General features: G+C 65.4%; 21 protein-coding genes. 11 read left to right on the top strand and 10 right to left on the bottom strand.

The genetic code is table 11. The annotated features are described in order from the left end of the window. The 4 genes from B3H47_RS09220 to B3H47_RS09205 form a co-directional block, all read right to left on the bottom strand. Window positions 1–2,244, bottom strand: a 2,244-nt coding sequence (locus B3H47_RS09220; protein WP_286986800.1) for a heavy metal translocating P-type ATPase, incomplete at its 3' end; no start/stop codon positions are given. Further along, complete coding sequence (locus tag B3H47_RS09215) at window positions 2,241–2,678, bottom strand: heavy metal-responsive transcriptional regulator (protein ID WP_286986799.1); 438 nt, start codon at window positions 2,676–2,678, stop codon at window positions 2,241–2,243. The genes B3H47_RS09215 and B3H47_RS09220, both read right to left, overlap by 4 nt. A gap of 115 nt (window positions 2,679–2,793) precedes the next feature. Next, window positions 2,794–4,158 (bottom strand): MFS transporter, encoded by a 1,365-nt coding sequence (locus tag B3H47_RS09210; RefSeq protein WP_286986798.1) that lies wholly within the window; start codon window positions 4,156–4,158, stop codon window positions 2,794–2,796. Between the two features lie 54 nt (window positions 4,159–4,212). Beyond that, window positions 4,213–5,541, bottom strand: a complete 1,329-nt coding sequence (locus B3H47_RS09205) for an MFS transporter (protein WP_414718237.1) — start codon at window positions 5,539–5,541, stop codon at window positions 4,213–4,215. A 58-nt stretch (window positions 5,542–5,599) separates the two neighbouring features. Here B3H47_RS09205 and B3H47_RS09200 point away from each other — a divergent pair, with 58 nt between their 5' ends. From B3H47_RS09200 to B3H47_RS09190, 3 genes are all read left to right on the top strand, one after another. Continuing rightward, window positions 5,600–6,391, top strand: coding sequence for a sulfurtransferase (locus B3H47_RS09200; protein WP_286986797.1), 792 nt, complete (start codon window positions 5,600–5,602; stop codon window positions 6,389–6,391). Between the two features lie 114 nt (window positions 6,392–6,505). Next, window positions 6,506–7,795 (top strand): cytochrome c, encoded by a 1,290-nt coding sequence (locus B3H47_RS09195; protein ID WP_414718236.1) that lies wholly within the window; start codon window positions 6,506–6,508, stop codon window positions 7,793–7,795. Window positions 7,796–7,806: 11 nt separating this feature from the next. Further along, window positions 7,807–8,802 carry a c-type cytochrome gene (locus B3H47_RS09190; protein WP_286986795.1) on the top strand — a complete coding sequence of 332 codons (996 nt, stop codon included), beginning with the start codon at window positions 7,807–7,809 and terminating at the stop codon, window positions 8,800–8,802. 37 nt (window positions 8,803–8,839) lie between these two features. On the opposite strand, the gene B3H47_RS09185 is transcribed toward B3H47_RS09190, so the two are convergent. After that, window positions 8,840–9,772, bottom strand: a complete 933-nt coding sequence (locus B3H47_RS09185; RefSeq protein ID WP_286986794.1) for a DMT family transporter — start codon at window positions 9,770–9,772, stop codon at window positions 8,840–8,842. Window positions 9,773–10,222: 450 nt separating this feature from the next. Here B3H47_RS09185 and B3H47_RS09180 point away from each other — a divergent pair, with 450 nt between their 5' ends. After that, window positions 10,223–10,999, top strand: coding sequence for a transferase (locus B3H47_RS09180; RefSeq protein WP_349681461.1), 777 nt, complete (start codon window positions 10,223–10,225; stop codon window positions 10,997–10,999). A gap of 66 nt (window positions 11,000–11,065) precedes the next feature. Here B3H47_RS09180 and B3H47_RS09175 read toward each other — a convergent pair whose 3' ends face one another. Both B3H47_RS09175 and B3H47_RS09170 read right to left on the bottom strand, forming a co-directional pair. Then, window positions 11,066–11,386 (bottom strand): DUF167 domain-containing protein, encoded by a 321-nt coding sequence (locus B3H47_RS09175; RefSeq protein WP_286986793.1) that lies wholly within the window; start codon window positions 11,384–11,386, stop codon window positions 11,066–11,068. 72 nt (window positions 11,387–11,458) lie between these two features. Then, entirely contained in the window at window positions 11,459–11,650 is a 192-nt protein-coding gene (locus B3H47_RS09170; RefSeq protein ID WP_013104454.1) for a ribbon-helix-helix protein, CopG family, read from the bottom strand. 67 nt (window positions 11,651–11,717) lie between these two features. Here B3H47_RS09170 and hyfB point away from each other — a divergent pair, with 67 nt between their 5' ends. From hyfB to B3H47_RS09140, 6 genes are read left to right on the top strand one after another with little or no spacing between them, the layout of a single operon-like run. Next, window positions 11,718–13,736: a hydrogenase 4 subunit B gene (hyfB, locus tag B3H47_RS09165; RefSeq protein ID WP_286986792.1), complete on the top strand. Its 2,019-nt coding sequence runs from the start codon at window positions 11,718–11,720 to the stop codon at window positions 13,734–13,736. Beyond that, window positions 13,733–14,695, top strand: coding sequence for a respiratory chain complex I subunit 1 family protein (locus B3H47_RS09160; RefSeq protein WP_276728908.1), 963 nt, complete (start codon window positions 13,733–13,735; stop codon window positions 14,693–14,695). The genes hyfB and B3H47_RS09160 overlap by 4 nt, the downstream gene beginning before the upstream one ends. A gap of 10 nt (window positions 14,696–14,705) precedes the next feature. Next, complete coding sequence (locus tag B3H47_RS09155) at window positions 14,706–15,527, top strand: formate hydrogenlyase (protein ID WP_013122072.1); 822 nt, start codon at window positions 14,706–14,708, stop codon at window positions 15,525–15,527. Next, window positions 15,528–16,982: a hydrogenase 4 subunit F gene (locus tag B3H47_RS09150; protein ID WP_286986791.1), complete on the top strand. Its 1,455-nt coding sequence runs from the start codon at window positions 15,528–15,530 to the stop codon at window positions 16,980–16,982. It begins immediately after the preceding gene. A gap of 3 nt (window positions 16,983–16,985) precedes the next feature. Beyond that, window positions 16,986–18,512 carry an NADH-quinone oxidoreductase subunit C gene (locus B3H47_RS09145; protein WP_286986790.1) on the top strand — a complete coding sequence of 509 codons (1,527 nt, stop codon included), beginning with the start codon at window positions 16,986–16,988 and terminating at the stop codon, window positions 18,510–18,512. 7 nt (window positions 18,513–18,519) lie between these two features. Further along, complete coding sequence (locus B3H47_RS09140) at window positions 18,520–19,038, top strand: NADH-quinone oxidoreductase subunit B family protein (RefSeq protein WP_286986789.1); 519 nt, start codon at window positions 18,520–18,522, stop codon at window positions 19,036–19,038. 30 nt (window positions 19,039–19,068) lie between these two features. On the opposite strand, the gene B3H47_RS09135 is transcribed toward B3H47_RS09140, so the two are convergent. Further along, the gene (locus B3H47_RS09135) at window positions 19,069–20,046 is read right to left on the bottom strand and encodes a ChaN family lipoprotein (protein WP_286986788.1); all 978 of its coding nucleotides are present in this window, start codon (window positions 20,044–20,046) and stop codon (window positions 19,069–19,071) included. Between the two features lie 109 nt (window positions 20,047–20,155). On the opposite strand from B3H47_RS09135, the gene thpR reads away from it, so the two are divergent. Next, window positions 20,156–20,716 (top strand): RNA 2',3'-cyclic phosphodiesterase, encoded by a 561-nt coding sequence (thpR, locus tag B3H47_RS09130; protein WP_286986787.1) that lies wholly within the window; start codon window positions 20,156–20,158, stop codon window positions 20,714–20,716. Between the two features lie 2 nt (window positions 20,717–20,718). On the opposite strand, the gene B3H47_RS09125 is transcribed toward thpR, so the two are convergent. Beyond that, window positions 20,719–21,396 (bottom strand): cytochrome b/b6 domain-containing protein, encoded by a 678-nt coding sequence (locus B3H47_RS09125; protein WP_286986786.1) that lies wholly within the window; start codon window positions 21,394–21,396, stop codon window positions 20,719–20,721. 17 nt (window positions 21,397–21,413) lie between these two features. Next, window positions 21,414–22,427 carry a porphobilinogen synthase gene (gene hemB, locus B3H47_RS09120; RefSeq protein WP_286730851.1) on the bottom strand — a complete coding sequence of 338 codons (1,014 nt, stop codon included), beginning with the start codon at window positions 22,425–22,427 and terminating at the stop codon, window positions 21,414–21,416. Window positions 22,428–22,559: the final 132 nt, after the last annotated feature.

Genomic DNA, 22,559 nt, shown 5'->3' with positions numbered 1-22,559 from the left:
GGGGGAGGTTGGGAGGGGGAGATGCCCGCCTTGAGGCGGCTCGGCGGCGGGGACGGAGACCCCCACGCTCGCATGCGCTCGCTGCCCCCCGAGGGGGCTGCCCCCGCCTTGAGACGGCTCGGCGGCGGGGGCGTCCTGAATGCCCAGCGCATCGGCCACGGCCTGCGCGGTGCGCCGGGCGTCGCCGGTGACCAGGGCGATGGCCAGGCCGCGCTGGCGCAGCGCCTGCACCACGGCGACGGCCTCGGGCTTGAGGGGATCGGAGATGCCCAGCACGGCGATGCAATTCTGATCTTGCGCCAGAAACACGGCGGTCTGGCCTTGGGCTTCGAGCGCGTCGGCCTGCTCGCCCAGGGTATTCAGCGAGATGCCTTCGCGCTCCATCAGCCGCCGCGCGCCCAGCAGCAGGGTGTGACCGTCGAGGCTGGCACGCACGCCGTAGCCGGGAATGGCGGCGAAGCCCTGCACGGAGGGCGGGGTCAGGCCGCGTTGCGCGGCGGCGTCGCGCACGGCGCGAGCCAGGGGGTGCTCGGAGTCGGCTTCCAGCGCGGCGGCGAGTCGCAGCGCGGCGGTGTCATCCAGCGTGCTGTGCAGCGCGGTGAGCGCGGGTTTGCCCAGCGTCACGGTGCCGGTTTTGTCGAGCAGCACGGTGTCGATGCGGGACAGCGCTTCCAGCGCTTCGCCCTTGCGGAACAGCACGCCCATTTCGGCCGCGCGGCTGCTGCCCACCAGAATGGCCGCCGGGGTAGCGAGACCCATGGCGCAGGGGCAGGCCACCACCAGCACGGCGACTGCGGCCACCAGCGCAGCGCTGACGTCTCCGGTGAGCGCCAGCCACGCGGCGAAGCTGGCGGCGGCGATCAGCAGCACCACGGGGGTGAACACCGCCACCACCCGGTCGGCCACGCGCTGCACCGGCAGCTTGCCGGTCTGCGCGCTTTCCACCAGCCGCACGATCTGCGACAGCACGGTGTCCTTGCCCAGTGCGGTGGCTTCGATCACCAACCGGCCTTCGGCGTTGACCGTGCCGCCCACCACCCGGTCGCCCGGCTTGCGGCGCACCGGCACGGCCTCGCCGGTGAGCATGGATTCGTCCACATGGCTGTCGCCTTCGATCACGCTGCCGTCCACCGGGATGCGCTCGCCGGGGCGCACCAGCACGCGGTCGCCGATGTGCAGCGCGGCGAGGCTGACTTGTTGTTCAGCGCCTTGTGCGTCAAGACGGGTGGCCTGCTTGGCCTGCAGCCCAAGCAGTTTGTGGATGGCGGTCGAGGCGCGGCCCTTGGCCAGTTCTTCCAGATACTTGCCCGCCAGAATTACCGCTACCACCACCGCGGCGGAGTCGAAATACACATGCCGCGACTCGGCGGCAAACCATTGCGGCGCCAGCAGCACCAGCGTGCTGTAAGCCCAGGCCGCGCCGGTGCCGGTGGCAACCAGCGAATTCATGTCGGGCGAGAGATGGCGGTAGGCGATGGCGCCGGTGCGGAAAAACCGCCGCCCGGGGCCGAACAGCACGGCGCTGGTGAGAACGAACTGCACCCAGTCCCAGAAGCGCGGAACGGGTGAGACACGCAGCAGCGCAGCGTCGAGCGCGGGCCAGAGCATGGGCAACATCGACAGCAGCAGCACGGGAAGGGCCAGCGCGGCAGCGAGGAGCAAGCCGCGCCGCATGCGCGCCAGATTCCGGGCGTGGGCGGCCGCGCTGGCGTCTTCGGCTGCGGCATCGCCCTCTTGCACTGGACGGGCGCCGTAGCCCGCGTCCACCACGGCCTGCGCCAGCGCCTGGGCGTCGAGCATGGCGGGCAGATAACGCACCTGCGCGCGGTTGACCGCCAGATTCACCGTGGCCGACAGCACGCCGGGCTGCTTGCGCAGCGCGCGCTCCACCCGGCCGACGCAGGAGGCGCAGGTCATGCCTTCCACGTCCAGCGCAGTTTCGGCGACGATCGGGGTGTAGCCCGCGGCGCTCACCGCATCGGCAATGGCTTGCGGCGTGGCGGTCTGCGGGTCGTATGTCACCTCGGCCTGCGTGGTGGCGAGGTTGACGCTGGCGGCTTGTACGCCGGGAAGTTTGTTCAGGGCGCGTTCCACCCGAGCGCTGCATGAGGCGCAGGTCATGCCGCCCACATCGAGCCGCAAGGTCTGGCCCGCGGCCGGGGCCTTGCCGGATGGCTCTGGCGTCTCGGGTAGATCCACCGGGCAGGCGGACAAGTCTGGTGCGGGGGGGGTAAGCGCTTTCATGTCGGATCTCCATTTCGTAAGGCGCCGAGGATGGGGCACTGCGCCGTGGGGCCGTGGCCGGGGCAGGCGTCGAGCAGGGTCTGCAGGCCTTTTTTCATGCGCTGCAGATCGTCCATCTTGGCGTCGATCTCGGCCACTCGTTGCGCGACGAGGGTGCGCACCGCGCCCATATCGGCCTCGGGCCGGGCGTGCAGCGCCAGAAGCTCGCCGATCTGCGCCAGCGAAAACCCCAGCGCCTGCGCCCGCCGGATGAAATCGAGCCGCTCGATGGCCTGCGGCGCGTACAGCCGGTAGCCGCTGGCGGTGCGCTGCGTTGGAGCCAGCAGTCCCAGACGTTCGTAGTAACGCAGCGTTTCCGCGCCCAGTTGCGCACGCTGCGCCAACTCGCCAATGGTGAGCTGGGACGATTCAAAGCGGGCTTGAGGGAGCGGCATGGTGCGGCGCGGGCGGGTACGGTGGAGAGGCAAACTTTACACCTTACTAAAGACCATAGGGTTGGGATGGGATCCGTGGTTGAAATGAAAATCAGCCAAGCAGATCAGCGGGCGCTCAAGAACCCGCCGCCATTTTTCGGCGCAGCACCCAGGCGACGAAGCGCCGCCCATACACCGGCTGCGTTCGCACCAACCAGGCCACCACCAGGGCGTTGAACACGGCCACGGTGAGCAGCAGCATCGGCACGCCCACGCCTGCGGTGAGCAACACGGCGCAATACGCCGCGCAGGCAATCATGAACAGGGCGTTGAGCATATTGCTGGCAGCGATTACGCGAGCGCGGTGGGTTTCGGCCACGCGGTGCTGAATGAAGGCATAAAGCGGCACGCTGTAAATCCCGGCGCTGGCCGAAACCAGCAGCAGATCGACCATCAGCCGCCAGTGCTCGCCTTCGCGCAGGAACAGGGTGAGGGTTTGCAACTGCCCGCTGTGCGGCAGATTTTGCGTGGCGAAGTAGAGGTCGATGCCGAACACCGACATGCCGATGGCGCCGACCAGCACCAGGCCGATTTCCACCCGGCCATGCGCCATCCACTCGCAGGCCACCGAGCCCAGGCCGATGCCCACGGCGAAAATCACCAGCAGCAGCGACGCCACCGCCTCGCTGCCGTGCACCACCTCGCGGGTGAAGATCGGAAACTGGGTGAGGAAGGCCACGCCGTAGAACCACATCCAGGCAATGGCGATCAGCGCGACCAGTACGGGGCGGTCGGCCGCTGCGAGCCTGAGGCTGCGCGCCGTTGCGCTGAACGGATTCCAGTTGATGCGGGTGTCGCTGCACAGCGGCGGGGTGCGCGGCACAAAGCGCGCCATCGTCCAGCCGGCCAATGCGACGACGAGACAGGCCACCCCGGCAAACACCGGCCCTTGCGGATAGGTCATCAACACCCCGCCAATCATGCTGCCCAACAGAATGGCGACAAAGCCGCCCATTTCCGTCATGCCGTTGCCGCCGGTGAGCTCGGCCGTGTGCAGGTGGCGCGGCAGATAGGCGAACTTCACCGGCCCGAACAGGGTGGAATGCAGCCCCATGCCCAGCACGCACAGCAACAGCAGCGGCACGTTCACCGTAATGAAGCCCCACAGCGCCGCGAGCATGATGACGATCTCGAAGGTCTTGATGCGCCGCATGATGACGCCCATGTCGCACTTGTCGGCGAGTTGCCCGGCAGTGGCCGACAGCAGCACGAAGGGCAGCACATACAGCGCGGCGATCAGGTTGACCATCAGCCCCGCAGGCAGCCCGGTCTGCGCTTCGGCGCGGTAGGTCACCAGCATGGTGAAGGCGAACTTCAGCAGGTTGTCATTGCCCGCATTGGTGAACTGCGTCCAGAAAAACGGCGCGAATCGGCGCTGGCCCAGCAGCTTGAACTGGTTGACAGACAGCGGCGGATCGTGGGATGGAGGCGTGGAAGACATGCGTGATGCGGAAAAAACTCCGGCATGTTCGCACAGTCGGTCAAACCTGTTTGATCACGCCCTTTGCCGCGCCCAGGCCAGAAAGCGCTGGCCGTACAGCGGCTGGCGCCAGATCAGCCAGAGCGCGGCCACCGCATTGAGCAGCGCCACGCTCAGCAGCAGCGCGGGCACGCTCACCCCGGCCACCAGCAGCGCCGCGCAATAGCCCGAGCACACCACCATGTAAATCGCGTTGAGAATGTTGTTGGCCGCGATCACCCGCGAACGGTGCGTGGCCGGGGTGTGGTGCTGGATCAGGGCGTAGAGCGGCACGCTGTAAATCCCGGCGCTGGCCGAGAGCAAAAACAGGTCGAGCATCACCCGCCAGTGCGCCGGATCGCGCACGAAGGGCATCACGCCTTGCAGCGCGGCTTCATGCGGCAGGTGCAGCGTGGCGAAATACAGGTCGATGCCGAACGCCGTCATGCCGATGGCGCCCAGCGGCACCAGGCCGATCTCCACCCGCCCGCGCGCCAGCCATTCGCAAGCCACCGAGCCCAGCGCGATGCCGATGGAAAACACCGCCAGCAACAGCGAGGCGACCGCCTCGTTACCGCCGAGCACATCCTTGGCGAACACCGGAAACTGGGTGAGAAACGCCACGCCGTAAAACCACATCCACGAAATCGCCAGCAGCGCCTGCAGCACCGTGCGGTCGGCGGCGGCCAGCCGCAGATTGCGCGCGGTTTCGGTGAACGGGTTCCAGTTGATGCGCAACTGCGGGTCCACCGCGGCGGTGGGCGGAATGAAGCGCGCAGCCGTCCAGCCCAGCAGCGCCACGGCCACGCAGGCCAGCCCGGCGATCAGCGGGCCGCGTTCAAAGGTCATCACCAGACCGCCGGCCAGATTGCCCAGCAGAATGGCCACGAAGGTGCCCATCTCGGTCATGCCATTGGCGCCGGTGAGTTCGGCGCTGTTCACATGCTGCGGCAGATAGGCGTATTTGGCCGGGCCGAACAGGGTGGAATGCAGCCCCATGCCAAAGGCGCAGGCCAGCAACGCGGGCAGGTTGGCGGTGACGAAACCCCACAGCGCCAGCGCCATGATGGCGATTTCCAACGTCTTCACGCGGCGCATCAGCACCGCCTTGTCATACTTGTCGGCCAGTTGCCCGCTGGTGGCGGAAAACAGCACGAAGGGCAGGATGTAGAGCGCCGCGATGAGGTTGACCATCAGCCCGGTGGACAAGGCTGATGCGGCCTCGGCCCGGTAAGCCACCATCACCGTGAAGGCGAACTTGAACAGGTTGTCGTTGCCCGCACCGCCGAACTGCGTCCAGAAAAACGGCGCGAAACGGCGCTGGCCGAGCAGGGCGAATTGATTGGGGCGGGCGGATTGGGGCATGGTCGGCGGGTCGGGTTGCAGGGCGGATGATGGCACAGCCGGATAATTCCTCACCATGATGACATCACCTCCTTGCGCCACGCCCGCCGTGGTCAACATCTCCTGCTACAAGTTCGTCGGCCTCGACGACCTGCCCGCGCTGCAGACGCGACTGGCGGCGCAGTGCGCGGCGCTGCAGATCAAGGGCACCATCCTGCTCGCGCCCGAGGGCATCAACCTGTTTCTCGCCGGATCGCGCGGCGCCATCGACGCCATCATGGCCACCTTGCGCGCCGACGCCCGGCTGGCCGACCTCCGCCCGAAGGAATCGCTCTCTGCAACTCAGCCCTTCAAGCGCATGAAGGTGAAAATCAAGCGCGAGATCATCACCCTGAACCGCCCGCAGATCCGCCCCGAAGCCGGGCGCGCCCCCGCGGTGACGCCCGAGCGCCTGCGGGCCTGGCTCGACGCCGGATGCGACGACGAAGGCCGCCCGGTCGTGCTGCTCGACACCCGCAATGCTTTCGAGCGCGATCTCGGCAGCTTTGCCGACTGCGTGGACTTTCGCATCGGCAAATTCAGCGAATTCGCCCCCGCTGTCGAAGAGCACGCCGCCGACTTCGCCGGGCAGACCGTGGTGACCTTCTGCACTGGCGGCATCCGTTGCGAAAAAGCCGCGTTGCTGATGCAAGACTGCGGCATCGAGCACGTCTATCAGCTCGAAGGCGGCATCCTCAAATACTTCGAGCAGGTTGGCGCCGCGCACTACCAGGGCGGCTGCTTTGTGTTCGACGAACGCGAAGTGCTCGGCTCCGATCTGCGGCCCAGCGAGGGCGCCATCGCCCCGCCCGCTGCGCCGCAGCATCGTTAAAAGTTACAACCCTTACATCTCTTGCGCTGAATCAAAAAGATAAAGGGACGCCGCATTAAGCTACCTCCATAACTGCTGCATTGCACAAAATGCGGGATATATGGAGGTAGTCACATGAAATTCACAAATAAAAAATCCAGATTTTATTATGTATCTGGGTTTCTATTGATATTCGGCGCAGTCGGTATGGTGCAGGCTGCTCCTCAGTTTTCACCGCAGGAAATCGAACGGGGCGCTTATGTGGCCAAGGTCGGAGACTGTATCGCCTGTCACGCGGTACAGGGCGGAAAGCCGTTTGCGGGCGGTTTTCCCATGCCGCTGCCGGTAGGCACGATTTATTCGAGCAATATCACCCCCGATCCGACTTATGGCATCGGCAAATACTCTTTTGAGGATTTTGATCGTGCAGTGCGTCATGGGGTTGCGCCCGGCGGGAAATATCTTTATCCGGCCATGCCCTATCCGTCATATGCCAAAGTCACGCCCGAAGACATGAAGGCGCTTTACGCCTATTTCATGCAGGGCGTGAAGCCTGTGGCGCAGCCCAACAAGCCGCCCACCATGATCTGGCCGTTGACCATACGCTGGCCGTTGGCGATCTGGAACTGGATGTACGTCTCTGAGGATCACGTCTATCGGCCCGACCCGAAACAAAGCGCGCAATGGAATCGCGGCGCTTATCTAACGGAAGGTCTGGGTCACTGCGGCGCCTGCCACACCCCGCGCGGCATCGGCATGCAGGAAAAGGCCTTGAGCGCCAGCGGTGCAAACGGCTCGCTATTTCTCTCGGGCGCCACAATTGAAAGCTGGTACGCCAGGAATCTGCGCGGCAATGACGTGGGCGGTCTGGGGAACTGGAGCGTGGCCGACATCGTGCAACTGCTCAAGACCGGGCGCAACAGCAGCGGCGCGGCGGTGGGCAGCATGACCGAGGTTATCCACCACAGCTCGCAGTACTGGACCGATGCCGATCTGCAGGCAGTGGCGATTTATCTCAAATCATTGCCTGCCGACCCGAACAAGCCCAAGGCGCCGCAGCCGGTCGCACCCGTGCCGCAACCCGACCTGCATTCCGCGGGCTCTCTGGCCTATGCGCAGTATTGCGCGGTTTGCCACCAGAACGATGGAGAAGGGGCCGCAGGCGTGTTTCCGGCCATGGCGGGCAACCCCACGGTGGAGTCGCGTGATGCACTCAACTTGATCCATGTGATTCTGGCGGGGGGAAAGACCGCTGAGGTCAAAGGCGTTCATCCGTTCACCATGCCAGCCTTCGCGGGCGTGCTCAGCGACCAGCAAGTGGCCGACATCGCCACCTTCGTGCGCAGCGGCTGGGGCAATAGCGGGGCGGCGGTCAGCGCCAGCGAAGTGGCGAAAGTCCGCGCAGACATCGCCAAAACCCATTGAGTGAGACCATCATGCAAAACAGCAAAACTCATCCACGCGCCAACCTCTCGATGCGCACCCTGCTGGCAGCGAGCATGCTGGCGGGCATTGCGGCCCAGCCAACAATGGCCCAAACCGCCTCCTCACCCGCAGCAGCCGCACCGGCTTTGGTCGCCAAACCCAAGCCGACGCACGAAGTACCCTTCAAAGCGCCTGATCTCGCTTCGCTGGCGCATGAGCCCAACGGCGCGGAAATCCTCTACGGCTATCGCCTGATGACGCAGACCAAGAAGCTGCTGCCCAACAATGTCGGCGCGGCGATGAATTGCACGAGCTGCCACCTGGGCGGCGGCTTCGTGCCTCACTCCTCGGCCTTTGTGGGTCAGAACGCGCTCTACCCCATGTACAACCCTCGGGCTGCCCGGGTGGTGAGCATGGCGGACCGCATCAACGGTTGCATGTTGCGGTCGATGAACGGCAAGCCCATCCCCAAAAATTCCCCAGAAATGAAGGCCATGCTCGCCTTCATGGCCTGGATGGCCAAAGACGTTCCTGCCGACGCCAAGGTCAAGGGCGCCGCCCTGTACAAAATCAGCACTTCGATCAAGCCTGACCCCGTGCGCGGCAAGGCGATCTACGCCGAGCGCTGCGCCGCCTGTCATGGCATCGACGGCGAAGGGAGCAAGAACGCCAAAGGCGAGTATGTCTTCCCGCCTCTGTGGGGGCCGGATTCGTTCAACATCGGCGCGGGCATGGCGCGTACCTACACCGCAGCCGGTTTCGTCAAAGGCGCCATGCCGGTGGCCGACAGTCTGCATCCGCCAACGGGTGTCGGTCGCATGAGCGATCAGGATGCGGTGGACGTTGCGGATTACTTCTCGCACCAGCCCCGGCCTGATTTCCCGGCAGCCATCTACGACTGGCCCAAGGGCGGCGCGCCCAAGGACGTGCGGTATTGCCTCGTGTCGTTGGGTAACTGCACGCCTGCTGAAATCGCCAAAGCGCCCAAGCCGCCAGGCGGGAAATAAGGGTTTGCGAGGGTATGACGGGCGCTCACATCCTCGCTTACATCCCTTTGCGCGCTAGGTAGATGCCAGCCAGCACCAGCCCGGCGCCGAGTAGTTGCGGGGCGGTCAGCGCCTCGCCCAGCAGAATCCACGCATACACCACCGCCATGGCCGGTTGCACCAGCAGGCCCACGGATGAGAGCGCCGGGTTGAGCCGGCGTACCGCGTAGGCGATGACCACCTGGCCGCCGATCTGCACCAGCAGCGCCAGCCCGAGTACCCACACCCAGCCGATGGCCGCAGTCGGCCACATCCGCCCCTCGGCGAGGGCGAAAGGCCAGAGCACCACGGCGGCGAGCAGGGTGACGACGGCCATCAGCGGCGCGGTGGACAGACGCTGCCGCGCCTGCTGAATGCCCACCTGATACGCCGCGTAGAACACGGCGGACACCAGTCCGCTGGCATCGCCCAGCAGCGCGCGGCTGTGGCCGAAGTTGGGGCCGATCATCAGGGCCGCGCCGCCCAGTGCTGCGGCCAACCCGGCGAGAAACACCGACTGCGGCGCATTGCGGGTGATGATCCAGAAAGCCAGGGTGATGAGCACGGGAGCGAAGTTCGATTCCAGCGTGGCGTTGCCCACGGCAGTCCAGGTCACCGCGAGGTGGAAGAACACCAAATCGAGCGCGAACATGGCCGCGGCAAACAGCGCCAGTCCCCAGGTCGGCCAGTGCGCCAGCGGGGCGGGCGGGGCCGCCCTCTTGCTGAACCATTGCGGATTTTGCCCAGGCGCGGGGCTGGCCGAAACCGGGCGGGCCTTGCGCTGCAGTTGCCATTGCACCGCGGCCCAGACCAGCAAAAACGGCGCGGCCACGGCCATGCGCCAGAAGGCGCTGGCAAACGGACCGAGGCTGGCGGTGGTGTCGGCCAGACGCACGAACACGCCGGCGAGGCCGAGCACGGCGCCGCCGAGAAGGAGAACGAGGAAATCCATGAAAAGTCTGCCGGGCTTGGGGCGTGAAGCGGAAAAAGGGCTGTGGGAATGTCCGGTGGAGGCGGAGTTGCGGCCCCGCAGGCGAAGCGATGGGGAAAAAGCTGTTGCGCAGAATGCCGCACAGCCCCTTCATAGCCCCATCTCAGCTCGCGATCCTCAAACCGGCGGTCGTCCGGCAGCCTGTTGGCGCATTGTCGCTGGTCGATCAGGCCGTTGGCTCATGCCCGCAAACCGATCGGGGCTCACCCTGGGGAATTTTCCCAGGCCGCTTGGCGCAAGGAGATATCCTCCCTGAAACTTGCATGACATGCGTATTGAACGCACATACCATGTGATTTTCATGCCCATACAAACGGTTCGGTCTCTGCCGTTTCCCGCCTGCGTCACGGGCAGGATCATGAACGAAACGCTGACTGACATCTGTCTGTGGCTCATCCCTTGCCGCTATCCATGCCCGAATCCCAAGAGTCAACACACCACGTCAGGCCCTTTGTCTACGACACACTGCATTCCAAGGCTTTGCACTTCACCATTTGCGAAGTGCAAAGCAGCATGCGACTTCGAGACCCCGATGCGTTGCATTTGGAGTACACGCGCATGATGATGGGATTTTTGCTGTTCATGGCAGAACCGCAAAACATCACCATGATTGGCCTGGGCGGGGGATCGCTGGCCAAATTCTGCTATCGCCACCTGCCGCAGACCCGCATCCTGGTGGTCGAGATCAACCCGCATGTCATTGCCCTGCGCGATGAGTTTCATATCCCCTCCGACGACGATCGGTTCAGCGTCGTGCGGGCCGATGGCGCGCAATATGTGCGCACCAGCGCGTCAGCCTGCGACATCCTGATGGTCGACGGCTACGACAGCGAGGGCCTGCCGCAGAGCCTGTGTTCCCAGCGTTTTTACGATGATGGATGCGCGCTACTGCGCCCGGGCGGCATCATGGTGGTCAATTTGCAATACAGCCACGAGCACTACGCCATTCACCTGGACCGCATCCGGCGCAGCTTTGGCGATTCCGTGCTGGTGGCGGGTGACAAAGACGGATGCAACAGCATCGTCTTTGCACGCAAGGGCCTGGGTTTTGAGCAGATACGGCAGAGTGCTATGCGCCTTCCTCAGCACCTGGACGCCGCTGCTGCCACCGCTTTGCTGCCCGCGTTGACGCAAATCGCCGCGGCGTCAAGGCTGTTCAAGCAGCAAGGCGAGAGTGCTGGCGGTTGATCCTCCTGGTCAATCGCATCGCGGGCTGAATCCCGGTGCGTGACCAGACGCATCAAACCGGGCGCGTCAATCGAGCAGGCTGGCTTGCTGGAATACAGCGGGAAGTTTTTGCGGGGCCTGGATGCGCAACTGCTTGTTGACATTCATGCGCCCGAACACCACTTCGATGGCCGAGGTCGGCACGCCGAATTCCTTGGCAAGAAAGCGCACCATGTGATCGGTCGCGCGGCCAGCGCGTGGCGCTGCCGTCACGCTCACCTTGAGTTGCGGCCCCTTGGGCTTGCCGATGGCATCGACCCCTGCGCTGGGCTTTCCCAGAATGTTGACCACCAGCGTGTCGCCTTCCCACCAAAAGAACGACTCACCTCGATTTTGCTGAGATTTCATGCGGGAGATTGTTGCGGCGGAGCAGCGCAGCCTATTGCGGTTTTGCAGCGGCGTTTTTGCATCGGCAGAGGCTCAGCGCTTGAGCGCCTCGTCGATGGATTCGCCCGGCTGCCAGGGCCGCCCGAGCTTGAACTCGATGTAGTCGCGGATCAGGCGTCGGACCACTTGCGACGGCGTCTGGTCCTCGCGCGCGCACAGGCGCTCGAACAACTCCTTCTTCTGCGGGTCGATCAAGACAGTGAGGCGGCTGGTGCGTTGTTCCATTTTTATGGAAATGAGATTAGCATTTAGCGCACATCTTATGTGAATCTCATTTTCACGCAACTCCCGTATGAACGCGCCCGATCTTCTTCCTATCGCCCTGGGTGTGGTGGCGGCTTGGGTGTGCATGGGGTTGGCTGGTTTCATTTCGCCGCGTTCCACGCGCTGGGTGGCGCGGGTGATCTTTCCGCTGGGCGCGCTGGGCAGTCTGGTGATGGCCGCAGTCGGGCTGCTGGCGCTGTTCGCTGCGCCGCAATCGCTGGTGTTGCCCATCGGCCTGCCGGGTCTGCCGCTGCATTTACGGCTGGACGCGCTGTCGGGGTTCTTCCTGTTCCTGCTGGGCGCATCGACCGTCGGCATTTCCACCTTCGCCTCGGGCTATTTCCGCGAGGGCGAGGGCACGGCGCCGGGGCTGCTGGGTATGCAGTACCACGTGTTTCTGGCGGCGATGTGCATGGTGATGCTCGCGGCCGATGCCTACAGCTTCATGCTGTCGTGGGAAGTCATGGCCATGGCGTCGTACTTCCTGGTGATTTCCCAGCACCGCATGGCGGAAATCCGCAGCGCCGGTTATGTGTATCTGCTGCTGGCGCATCTGGGGGCCATCGCACTGCTGTTGTGTTTCGGGGTGATGATGCAGGGCGGCATTGCCAGCCTGACGTTCGAGGCGATGCGCCACGCGCACTTGAGCCCGGCCTGGGCCAGCGTGGCCTTCGGTCTGGCGGTCATCGGCTTTGGTGCCAAGGCTGGCCTGGTTCCCTTGCACATCTGGCTGCCCGAGGCGCACCCGGCTGCGCCTTCGCCGGTTTCGGCCTTGATGAGCGGGGTGATGCTCAAGACCGCGCTTTATGGCCTGCTGCGGGTGAGCTTCGATCTGCTGCATGCGCCGCTGTGGTGGTGGGGCGTGCCGCTGCTGGCGCTAGGGCTGTTCGGCGCCTTGTTCGGTGTGCTGTTCGCCGCGGTGCAGACCGATATGAAGCGGCTTTTGGCCTATTCGTCCATCGAGAATATCGGCATTGCCTTCGCCGCTCTTGGCCTGGCGCTAGTGTTTCACGGGGTCGGGCTGGCGGTGTTTGCGGCGCTGGCGCTCGCCGCCATGCTGTACCACCTGCTCAACCATGCCTTTTTCAAGAGCCTGCTGTTCCTGACCACCGGCTCAGTGCTCCACGCCACCCACCAGCGCAGTCTGGGAAAACTCGGCAGCTTGTTGCGCACCATGCCCTGGGTGGGCTGGACGGCTTTGATCGGCACGCTGGCGATTGCCGGGCTGCCGCCGCTCAACGGTTTTGTCGCTGAGTGGCTGTTGTTGCAGTCGTTTCTGTTCACGCCGCAGATTCCCGAGCCGTTTTTCAATTTGCTCATTCCGCTGGGTGCGGCCATGCTGGTGCTGACGGCGGCGCTGGCGGCGTATGTCATGGTGAAGTTCTATGGGGTGATTTTTCTCGGCCGCGCACGCGAGCCGCAACTCGAGCAAGCGCACGATGTCGGCTGGCTGGAGCGCATCGGACTGCTGTGGTTGGCCGCGGGCTGTGTGCTGCTGGGCCTGATTCCGACCTGGGTGCTGCAGGCCATCGACCGGGTCAACCTGATGTTGCTGGGCAAGCCGCTGGCGCAAGCGGGTGATGCGTCTATGGGCAATTGGTTCTGGCTGGTGCCGCTGTCGCCGGATCGGGCGTCGTACAGCCCTGTGGCGATTCTGCTCGTCGGCCTGCTGGTCGTCGGCTTGACGGGCTTGTTGACCCACCGCGTCTATGCGGGGCGTGTGCGCCGCGCCGCGCCGTGGGATTGCGGCGCGCCGGGCTTGACCGGGCGCATGCAAGACAGCGCCGAGGGTTTCGGCCAGCCGATCCGCCGGGTGTTCAGCCCGTTCTTCCTGATGCGGGTGGAACTGCCGCGCCCGGACGACGCCGAGCCGCGCTACCGCGTGTCGGTGGAAGACCGCTTCTGGCCGCAGTTTTACACCCCGGCGGCGCAGGCGGTGCTGTGGTTGGCGCGGCAGGTCGGGAAGATTCAGCAGGGACGGATTTCGGTCTATCTGCTCTACAGCTTCCTCACCCTGCTGGTGCTGTTGATGGTGGTGCTGCGATGAGCGCTTTCGCCGTGTTGACCCCGTTGTTGACCCAATTGCTGGCCGTGGCCGTCTCGGTGTTGCTGGCGCCACTGCTGTCCGGCTGGGTGACGCAGTGCCGCGCCTGGCTGTCCAACCGCAGCGCGCCGCCCATCTGGCAGCCCTATGCGCGCATCGCCAAGCTGCTGCGCAAGGACGCGGTGCTGGCGCACGAGGCCACGGCGCTGTTTCGCGTCGTGCCGTATCTGCTGATGGGCATCATGGTGGTGGCTGCGGCCATCATCCCCTCGCTGTCCACCGATCTGCCGTTTGCGCAGGCGGCCGACGTCATTGCGCTGGTGGGACTGTTTGCGCTGGCGCGGGTGTTCACCGCCCTGGCCGGCATGGACATCGGCACCGCCTTCGGCAGCATGGGCGCGCGGCGCGACATGATGGTGGGTTTTCTCGCCGAGCCCGCGCTGCTGATGGTGGTGTTCACCTCGTCGCTGATCTCGGGCAGCACCCTGTTGCCGACGATTGCCGAATACCTGCAATCGCAGCACTTGGCGCTGCACGCCAGTCTGGCGTTCGCCGCCGTGGCCTTCATCATGGTGCTGCTAGCCGAGAACGCGCGCATTCCGGTGGACAACCCCACCACCCATCTGGAACTCACCATGATCCACGAGGCCATGGTGCTCGAATATTCCGCGCGTCATCTGGCGCTGGTGGAGTGGGCCAGCAGTCTCAAGCTGTTCAACTATGTCTGCATTGGCTTCGCGCTGTTTCTGCCCTGGGGCATGGCGAACCACGCCGACGGCGTGATGTGGCTGCTGGCCGCGCTGCCGCCGCTGCTGCTCAAGCTGGCGGCCGCCGGTTTCGGCATCGCGCTGATCGAAACCCTCAGCGCCAAGCTGCGCATCTTCCGCGACCCCGAATTTCTCGGCACCGCATTTTTGCTCGCCGTGCTCGGCCTGCTGGTGCGGCTGATGCTTTCGCATTGAGCCTAATGCCATGACCGTTCTCGCACCGCTCGTTTCCGCCTCCGCAGCCGCGGCCTTCTCGGCCGCGTCGTCAGCGGCTTCGTCTGCGGTTTCGTCTGCGGTTTCGTCTGCGGTTTCGTCTGCGGTTTCGTCTGCGTCTTCAGCCGCTGCGTTGTCCGTTTCCGGTCTGCCCGCTCTGCCGCTGAGCACCCAGCTCATCCACCTGATCGCCGCCTTGCTGTTGCTGCTGTCTTTCGCCATGCTGGCGCAGCGCCGAGTGGTCAATCTGGTCAATCTGTTTGCGGCGCAGGGCGCCTTGCTCGTGGCCAGCACCGTCGTCGTGGCCTACTCGACGGGCGATGCCGAGCTCTATCAGTCTGCCGCGCTCACCCTGCTGCTCAAAGTCATCGTGCTGCCGTTGGTGCTGCACAAGCTGATCCGCCGCCTGCACGCCGAATGGGATACCGAAACCCTGGTGAACATTCCCACCCTGCAGCTCATCGGCATCGTGCTGGTGATTTTCTCTTTTGTTCTGGCACAGCCCATTTCCCGCTTCGCTGGCGAGGCCATGCGCGGCACCCTGGGCATCGCGCTGGCGCTGGTGCTGCTGGCTTTCCTGATGATGATCGTGCGGCGCAAGGCCGTGGCGCAAGTGGTGGGTTTTCTGGCCATGGAAAACGGCCTGCTGTTCGCGGCCACCAGCGCCACGCAGGGCATGCCCATGGTGGTGGAACTGGGCATCGGGCTGGACGTGCTGGTCGGCGTGTTCATCCTGGGAATTTTCTTCTTCCAGATTCGGGAACAGTTCGACAGCCTGGATCTGCAAAACATGGAATCACTCAAAGAGGACTGAATGGAACTGCTCATCGTCCTCGCGATCCCCCTGCTGGGCGCTGCGGTGCTGGCTCTCGTCGGCCAGCGCGGCTTCGCTCCCTGGGTCAATTTGGCATTCAGCATCGCCACCTTCGTCGCTGCCTGCGTGTTGACGGCGCGGGTCATTTTTCAGGGGCCGATGCTGGTGTTTGCCGAGCAGTTTTTCATCGATCCGTTCAATGTGTTTCTGGTGACGCTCACTGCCTTTGTCGGCATGACCACGGCGGCGTTTTCCCGGCCCTATATGCGCATCGAGCAAGACCGCGGGCGGCTGACCGCGGCGCGTCTGCGGCTCTATCACAGCATGTACCAGGCCTTCATGTTCACCATGCTGCTGGCGCTGACCACCAACAATCTCGGCCTGCTCTGGGTGGCGATGGAGGCGGCCACGCTGACCACCGTGCTGCTGGTTTCGCTCTACCGCACCAAGGCCAGCCTGGAGGCGGCGTGGAAATACTTCATCCTGTGTGGCGTAGGCATCGCGCTGGCGCTGTTCGGCACCGTGCTGCTGTATTTCGCGGCGGAGCGGGTGCTGGGCCACGCGGGCATGAATGCGTTGCTGTGGACGCAGCTCGATGCGGTCAAAGGCCGACTGGAGCCGGGCATCATCGGCATCGCCTTCGTCTTTTTGCTGGTGGGCTACGGCACCAAGGTCGGCTTAGCTCCTTTGCATAGCTGGCTGCCCGATGCGCACGCCGAGGGGCCCACGCCGGTGTCGGCGGTGCTGTCGGGCCTGTTGCTCAATGTGGCGCTGTATGCGGTCATGCGCAGCAAGGTGCTGGTCGAGGGCAGCTTGCACGCCGCATGGCCGGGGCAGATGCTCATGGCTTTCGGCCTGTTCTCGGTGCTGGTCGGCGCGTTTTTGCTGTGGCGGCAAAAAGACGTCAAGCGCATGTTCGCCTACTCCTCCATCGAACACATGGGCATCATCACTTTTGCTTTCGGCATGGGCGGGCCGCTGGCCAACTTCGCCGCGCTGCTGCACATGACCGGCCACGCGCTGACCCAAAGCGCCATTTTCTACACCACCGGCCACGCGTCGCAAAAAGCGCACAGCCAGCGCATCGACGACATTCAAGGGCTGCGCGAGCAATCACCCGCGCTGGGCTGGGGTTTGATGATCGGCGTGCTGGCGATCGCGGGCATGCCGCCGTTTTCCGTGTTCGCCAGTGAATTTCTCATTCTCACCACGGCGATGCAGCAGCAGCCCTGGGCCACGCCCATTTTGCTGCTCGGGCTGGGTGTGGCCTTCGGCGCCTTGTTCCTGCGTGGGCAGGGCATGGTGTTTGGCCGCAGCAACCTGCGTGAACTCTCGCATGCGCCCAATATGGTGCCGGTGTTTGTGCATCTGGCGCTGGTGTTGCTGCTCGGGCTGTGGATGCCGCAGTTTCTGGTGTCCTGGTGGCACACCGCAGCGGCGATGATCGGGGGTTGAGCCATGCAAGCCCGCTGCGCCATTCTTCCCGTCGAACACCACCGCGTGGACGCGCTGGGCTGGTCCGCCCAGATTCAGGCTGCCACCGCGCGCGGCGCTCGGCTGCTCACCCTGTGGGGCAAAGACACGCGCGACACGTCTTCCGGCGGCATGTCGCTGTATGCCTGCTGGCTGGAGGAGCAGGGCTTGTCGCTGCTGCAGCTCGATCTGGCTTCGGGGGTGACGCATTACCCCGGGCTGCACGCCGAATTTCCCGTGGCCGACCGACTGCAGCGCGCCCTGCGCGACCTGCTGGGGGTGCAGGCGCAGGGCATGGACCCGCGTCCCTGGCTGCGTCACACCGCCTGGAGCGCCGACGTCTATCCGCTGCGGCACGATGCCGCCCTGCCGCCGACGCCCTGCGGCCAGCCGCAGGCCGAACACTATGCCTTCGTCCCGGTCGATGGCGACGGCGTGCACGAAGTAGCGGTCGGGCCGGTGCACGCTGGGGTGATCGAGCCGGGGCAGTGGCGCTTTTCCATCGTCGGCGAAAAAATTCTGCGGCTGGAAGAACGCTTTGGTTTCACCCACAAGGGAGTGGAAAAGCGCTTCGAAGGCATGACGCTGCACGATGGCGTGCGACTGGCTGCGCGGCTGAGCGGCGACAGCGCCGTGGCCAATGCCTGGGCGTATTGCATGGCCTGCGAGACGCTGGCCGGGGTGCAGCCGCCGCCGCGGGCGCTACATCTGCGCGCGTTGCTGCTCGAACGCGAGCGCCTGGCCAATCATCTGGGCGACATCGGCGCCATTGCCAACGATGGTGGCTTCGGCTTTGCGCTGGCGCAGTTCGGCCGTCTGAAGGAAGACGTGTTGCGCCTCAACGTGCGGGTATTCGGCGCGCGTTATCCCATGGACGCGGTGCAGCCCGGCGGCGTGGGGCTCGATCTGGACGCCGACGCCGTGGCCATGCTGCACAGCCAGGGGGTTTTGCTGGGCGGAGAGGTGCGGCGGCTCAAGGACATTCTGGATCAGCACGAAGGTCTGCAAGACCGCTTCAAGACCACGGGCCGGGTCTTGCCCGAGCTGGCGGCGCGGCTGGGCATGATCGGCTTGGCCGGGCGCGCCAGCGGGCAGGCGCTGGATTTGCGCACCGCTGCGCGCTTTGCGCCCTACGCCGCGCTGGGCGTGGAGGCGGCGCAGGCGCAGGAGGGCGACGTCGGCGCGCGCGTGGCGGTGCGATTTGCCGAAGTGATCACCAGCCTGCGGCTGTGCGGCGACCTGCTGGCCAGCCTGCCCGGCGGCAGCGTGCGGGCAGATTGGCCGCAAACCCTGGCCCCCGGTCTGGCGCTGGGGCTGGTGGAGGGCTGGCGCGGGCCGCAGTGCATCGCGCTGGAGGCCGACTCGCAGGGGCGCATCGCCCGCTGCCACCCGCACGATCCGTCGTGGCAGAACTGGCCGGCCATCGGATGGGCGGTGATCGGCGACATCGTCCCCGACTTTCCGCTGATCAACAAATCCTTCAATCTGTCCTATTCCGGGCACGATCTCTGAGGCCGCCATGTGGAAGACCCTGCGACAAATCGCCCGCGTGGGCCGCATCAGTGAGGCTCCGCAAATCTCGTCCTTGCCAGCGCCGACCGACGCCGAGGAGCAGCGCATTTCGGCTGATCTGTTGCATCTGATCGGGCGGGCGCTGGCCATCCGCGTGGTCGATGCCGGTTCGTGCAACGGCTGCGAACTGGAGATCAACGCCCTGTCCAATCCCTACTACAACCTCGAAGGTCTGGGGGTGCATTTCGTCGCCAGCCCGCGCCACGCCGACCTGCTGCTCGTCACCGGCCCGGTGTCGCGCCATATGGAGCTGGCGCTGCGCCGCACCTATGACGCCATGCCCGAACCCCGGCTGGTGGTCGCCGCAGGCGATTGCGCCGCGGGTTGCGGTATTCACTGCGAGGGCTATGCGGTCTGTGGCCGGGTGGCCGAGGTGCTGCCGGTGGACGTCACCGTGCCCGGCTGTCCGCCCAGCCCGGTGGCCTTGTTGCAAGGCATCATGCAGGCGGTGCAGCGGCGGGCTTGATCCGGCGCGAACGCCGCGCCGCAAGACGTTTTAGGGTTTTGGCTGGCCCGATGGTTTCTCGCCCTGCATCATTCGCCGCAGTTCGGCGCAGTGGTCGATCGGCGGGGTGCCGGGGGTGAACCACACCGCGTCATAGCCCGCTGGGAGCTCGGCCTGCACATCGGGCGCCAGGCCTTGCAGCAGCAGGCTGAACACTGCAAGCGGCTGCGCCACCCCCGGCGGGGTCTGCGCCGCATGCGCTGCCAGATGCAGCGCGATGCCGAGAGTGCGGTTGGCGTGGAAGCTGCCGGTGAGCAGCACCACGGTCTTGCCCGGCCGCGCCAGCGCCAGGCTGTGCGCGGCCATGCAGTCGTCGCGGGCGAACTGGATGCGTGCCATCGCCGGAAGTTGCGAGGCGGGCAGTAGGCCGCAGTGGCTTTCGGCCACGTCGTCGAGAATGCGTTGGCGCACCGCAGGCGGCACGCTGGCGTCCCAACGGGCCTGCTGCATGGCGGGGCGCATCGCAGCTTGCGGTAGGTTGACGCCGACCACCGGCACCCCGGCGCGCACCGCGGCCATCACCGGCGCGGCGTACAGCTTCCACGGCCAACCGTCTTCGTTCCAGTGCAGCCGCCCGCGCACCACGGCTTCAGGCGCGTCGCGCGGGCCGTCGAAACGCTGTCCGGCGTCCGCCATTTCCAGGGCGACGGCGGCCAAATCGCCGCGCTGGGCCAGGGCGGTAATGATCCAGGCCTGCACCGCGTGATGATCGGGGTGATCGTGCTGCTCGCCCAGCATGCAGAGAGCGGCCCGTCCGCAGTCACTGACCAGTTGTTGCGGGGCGATGAATTGCTGGCCGCTTTGCAGAATGCGGCCGACTAGTGGTGAATGGGCCTCGACCGGCTGGGTGTAGCGCGGCAGCGGCGGCAAGGCGGCGGCCTGCGCCGCCAGACTCCCGAGCCAGAGCGGCCCGCCCGCGGACAGGCCGAGGGCGAGGTTCAGACGCCTGCGGTTGGCATCTGGAGACAAAGACGGCGGGGTAGGGGCGTGGCGGCTTGGCATGGCAGGAGGTTGAGTAGCATGACGAGATGAACCTTAGCGCAAGCCGCTATTCCCCCATTCAGACAGGTCAAGCCCCATGTTTGACACGCCGCTCGAACTCCCGCCTGAGCCAACCGTTGCGCTGCAGCTGTTTTTCGCGCTCTGGCCGGGGCAGGCGTTGCGCCGACATATCGCCGAGCATCAGACGTTTTGGCAGTGGGCGCCGCCCGCGCGACCGGCGGCTGCGACCAAACTGCATCTCACCGTGTTGTTCATGGAGGGGGTGCCCGCAGACCGGGTGACGACGCTGCTGGAGGTGGGCGAACGGGTGGCGCGCAACTGGGTGGACTTTGCGCTCACGCTCGACCGGGCAGCGGTGTGGCGCCACGGCGGCATCGCGCACCTCACGCCGTCGCAGCCCCCGGCGGAATTGCTGTCGTTGCGCGCCGCGCTGGCGGAGCAGGTCGGCCAGCGCGGTCTGCCGTTCGATGCCCGCGCCTTCGCGCCGCATGTCACGCTGGCGCGGCGCGCGCAGGCGACGCAGCCGCCGATCACTTTCCCGCCGCTGCACTGGACGGTGCGCGGCTTCGCGCTGGTGCACTCCGTGCTGGGCACCGGGCGTTACGACGTCATCGGGCGCTGGCCGCTGAATCGATGACTTCAATAGCCGCCCACGCTGCCCAGGGTGGAAACCCACCAGGCCAGCACGCCACCCGCCGCCACGATGAGCAGCGCAAGCAGTCGCAGCCCCCAGGTGTCGCGCGCGGGCGTCACGCCGGCCACGGTGTCGATATCGCCCGTCAGCATGGGGCGCACCAGGTTTTCGCGTTTGAAAATGGCGTAATAGGCAATGGCCGCGAGGTGCAGGCCGACGAGGGCGTAGATCAGTGGCTGGCCGATGGTGGTGTGATAGAAGGTGAAAATCGCGCTGGTGCGGTCGCTCACATAATTGGCCAGCGGGCCTTGGTTGAAAATTTCGTCGTTCGCAAACAACCCGCTGATGACCTGCAGCGCGACCACGGTAAGCAGCGCCAGTACCGACAGACTGCCCAGCGGGTTGTGGCCGACGCGCAGATGTTCGGGTCGCGGATCGTCGCCGCGCACATAGCGCCAAATGGCGCGCGGCCCGTGCACGAAGTTCCAGAACCGCGCGTGACGGCTGCCCACCACGCCCCACACCAGCCGGAACACCAGCAGCGCAATCAGGGTGTAGCCGCTCCAGTAGTGGTACTGCATGGCGTTGCCGCCGATCAGCCCGGTGACGATGGAAACGGTCACGCAGGCGGCCAGTGCCCAGTGAAACAGGCGCAGCGGCAGATCCCAGACACGAACTTTCATGGCGCGGCTCCGGGCGCTCAGCCTTGCCGCAACTTGCGCGCCGCCTCGACGGCGAAATAGGTGAGGATGCCGTCGGCCCCCGCGCGTTTGAATGCCAGCAGGCTTTCCATCATCACCGCGTCATGGTCGAGCCAGCCGTTTTGCGCCGCTGCCTTGAGCATGGCGTATTCGCCGCTCACTTGATAAGCGAAGGTCGGCATGTGGAACTCGTCCTTCACCCGGCGCACGATGTCGAGATACGGCATGCCCGGCTTGACCATCACCATGTCGGCGCCTTCGGCGATGTCCAGCGCCACTTCGCGCAGCGCTTCGTCGGAGTTGCCCGGGTCCATCTGATAGACCTTTTTGTCGGCCTTGCCGAGGTTGGACGCCGAGCCCACGGCGTCGCGGAACGGGCCGTAGAACGCGCTGGCGTACTTGGCGCTGTAGGCCATGATGCGGGTGTGAATATGGCTGTCGGCCTCCAGCGCCTGGCGGATCGCGCCGATGCGGCCGTCCATCATGTCGCTCGGGGCGACGATGTCCACTCCGGCGGCGGCCTGCGCCAGCGCCTGCTTCACCAGCATGGCCACGGTGGGCTCGTTCATGATGTAGCCGGTGTCGTCGAGCAGACCGTCCTGGCCGTGTGAGGTGTAGGGGTCGAGCGCCACATCGGTGAGCACACCGAGCTGTGGAAACGCCGCTTTGAGCGCGCGCACCGCTCGGGGCACCAGTCCGTCGGGGTTGGCGGCCTCGATGCCGTCGGGCGTCTTGAGCTTGGGATCAATCACGGGAAACAGCGCCAGCACCGGAATGCCCAGCTTCACGCATTCCTCGGCCACCGGCAGCAGCAGATCGACACTCAAACGCTCCACGCCGGGCATCGACGCCACGCTCTGGCGCTGGTTCTCGCCATCGAGGATGAACACCGGGTAGATCAGATCGTCCGCTGCCAGTCGGTGCTCGCGCACCAGGCGGCGGCTGAAGTCGTCACGGCGCAAACGCCGCATGCGGGTGCCGGGAAATCCGGGCAGGTTCACAAAGTTTTTCATCTTTGGTTTGTCATGGAGTGGAACTTGATGCGATGAATGCTATCTTTTTCAACTGGATGGTGCGTTGCAAGATGTGCCATCCCCCGCTTCTCCTCCCTGAGCGGGGCCTTGTTTCAAGGCTTGAATCCCTGG

Origin of the sequence: Thiomonas sp. UBA7699 (genome assembly GCF_002482605.1) — a bacterium.
GTDB classification, from domain to species: Bacteria; Pseudomonadota; Gammaproteobacteria; order Burkholderiales; family Burkholderiaceae_C; genus Thiomonas; species Thiomonas arsenitoxydans.
The sequence above is the reverse complement of the archived record's forward strand: the minus strand, read 5'-3'. Positions and strand labels throughout refer to the sequence as shown.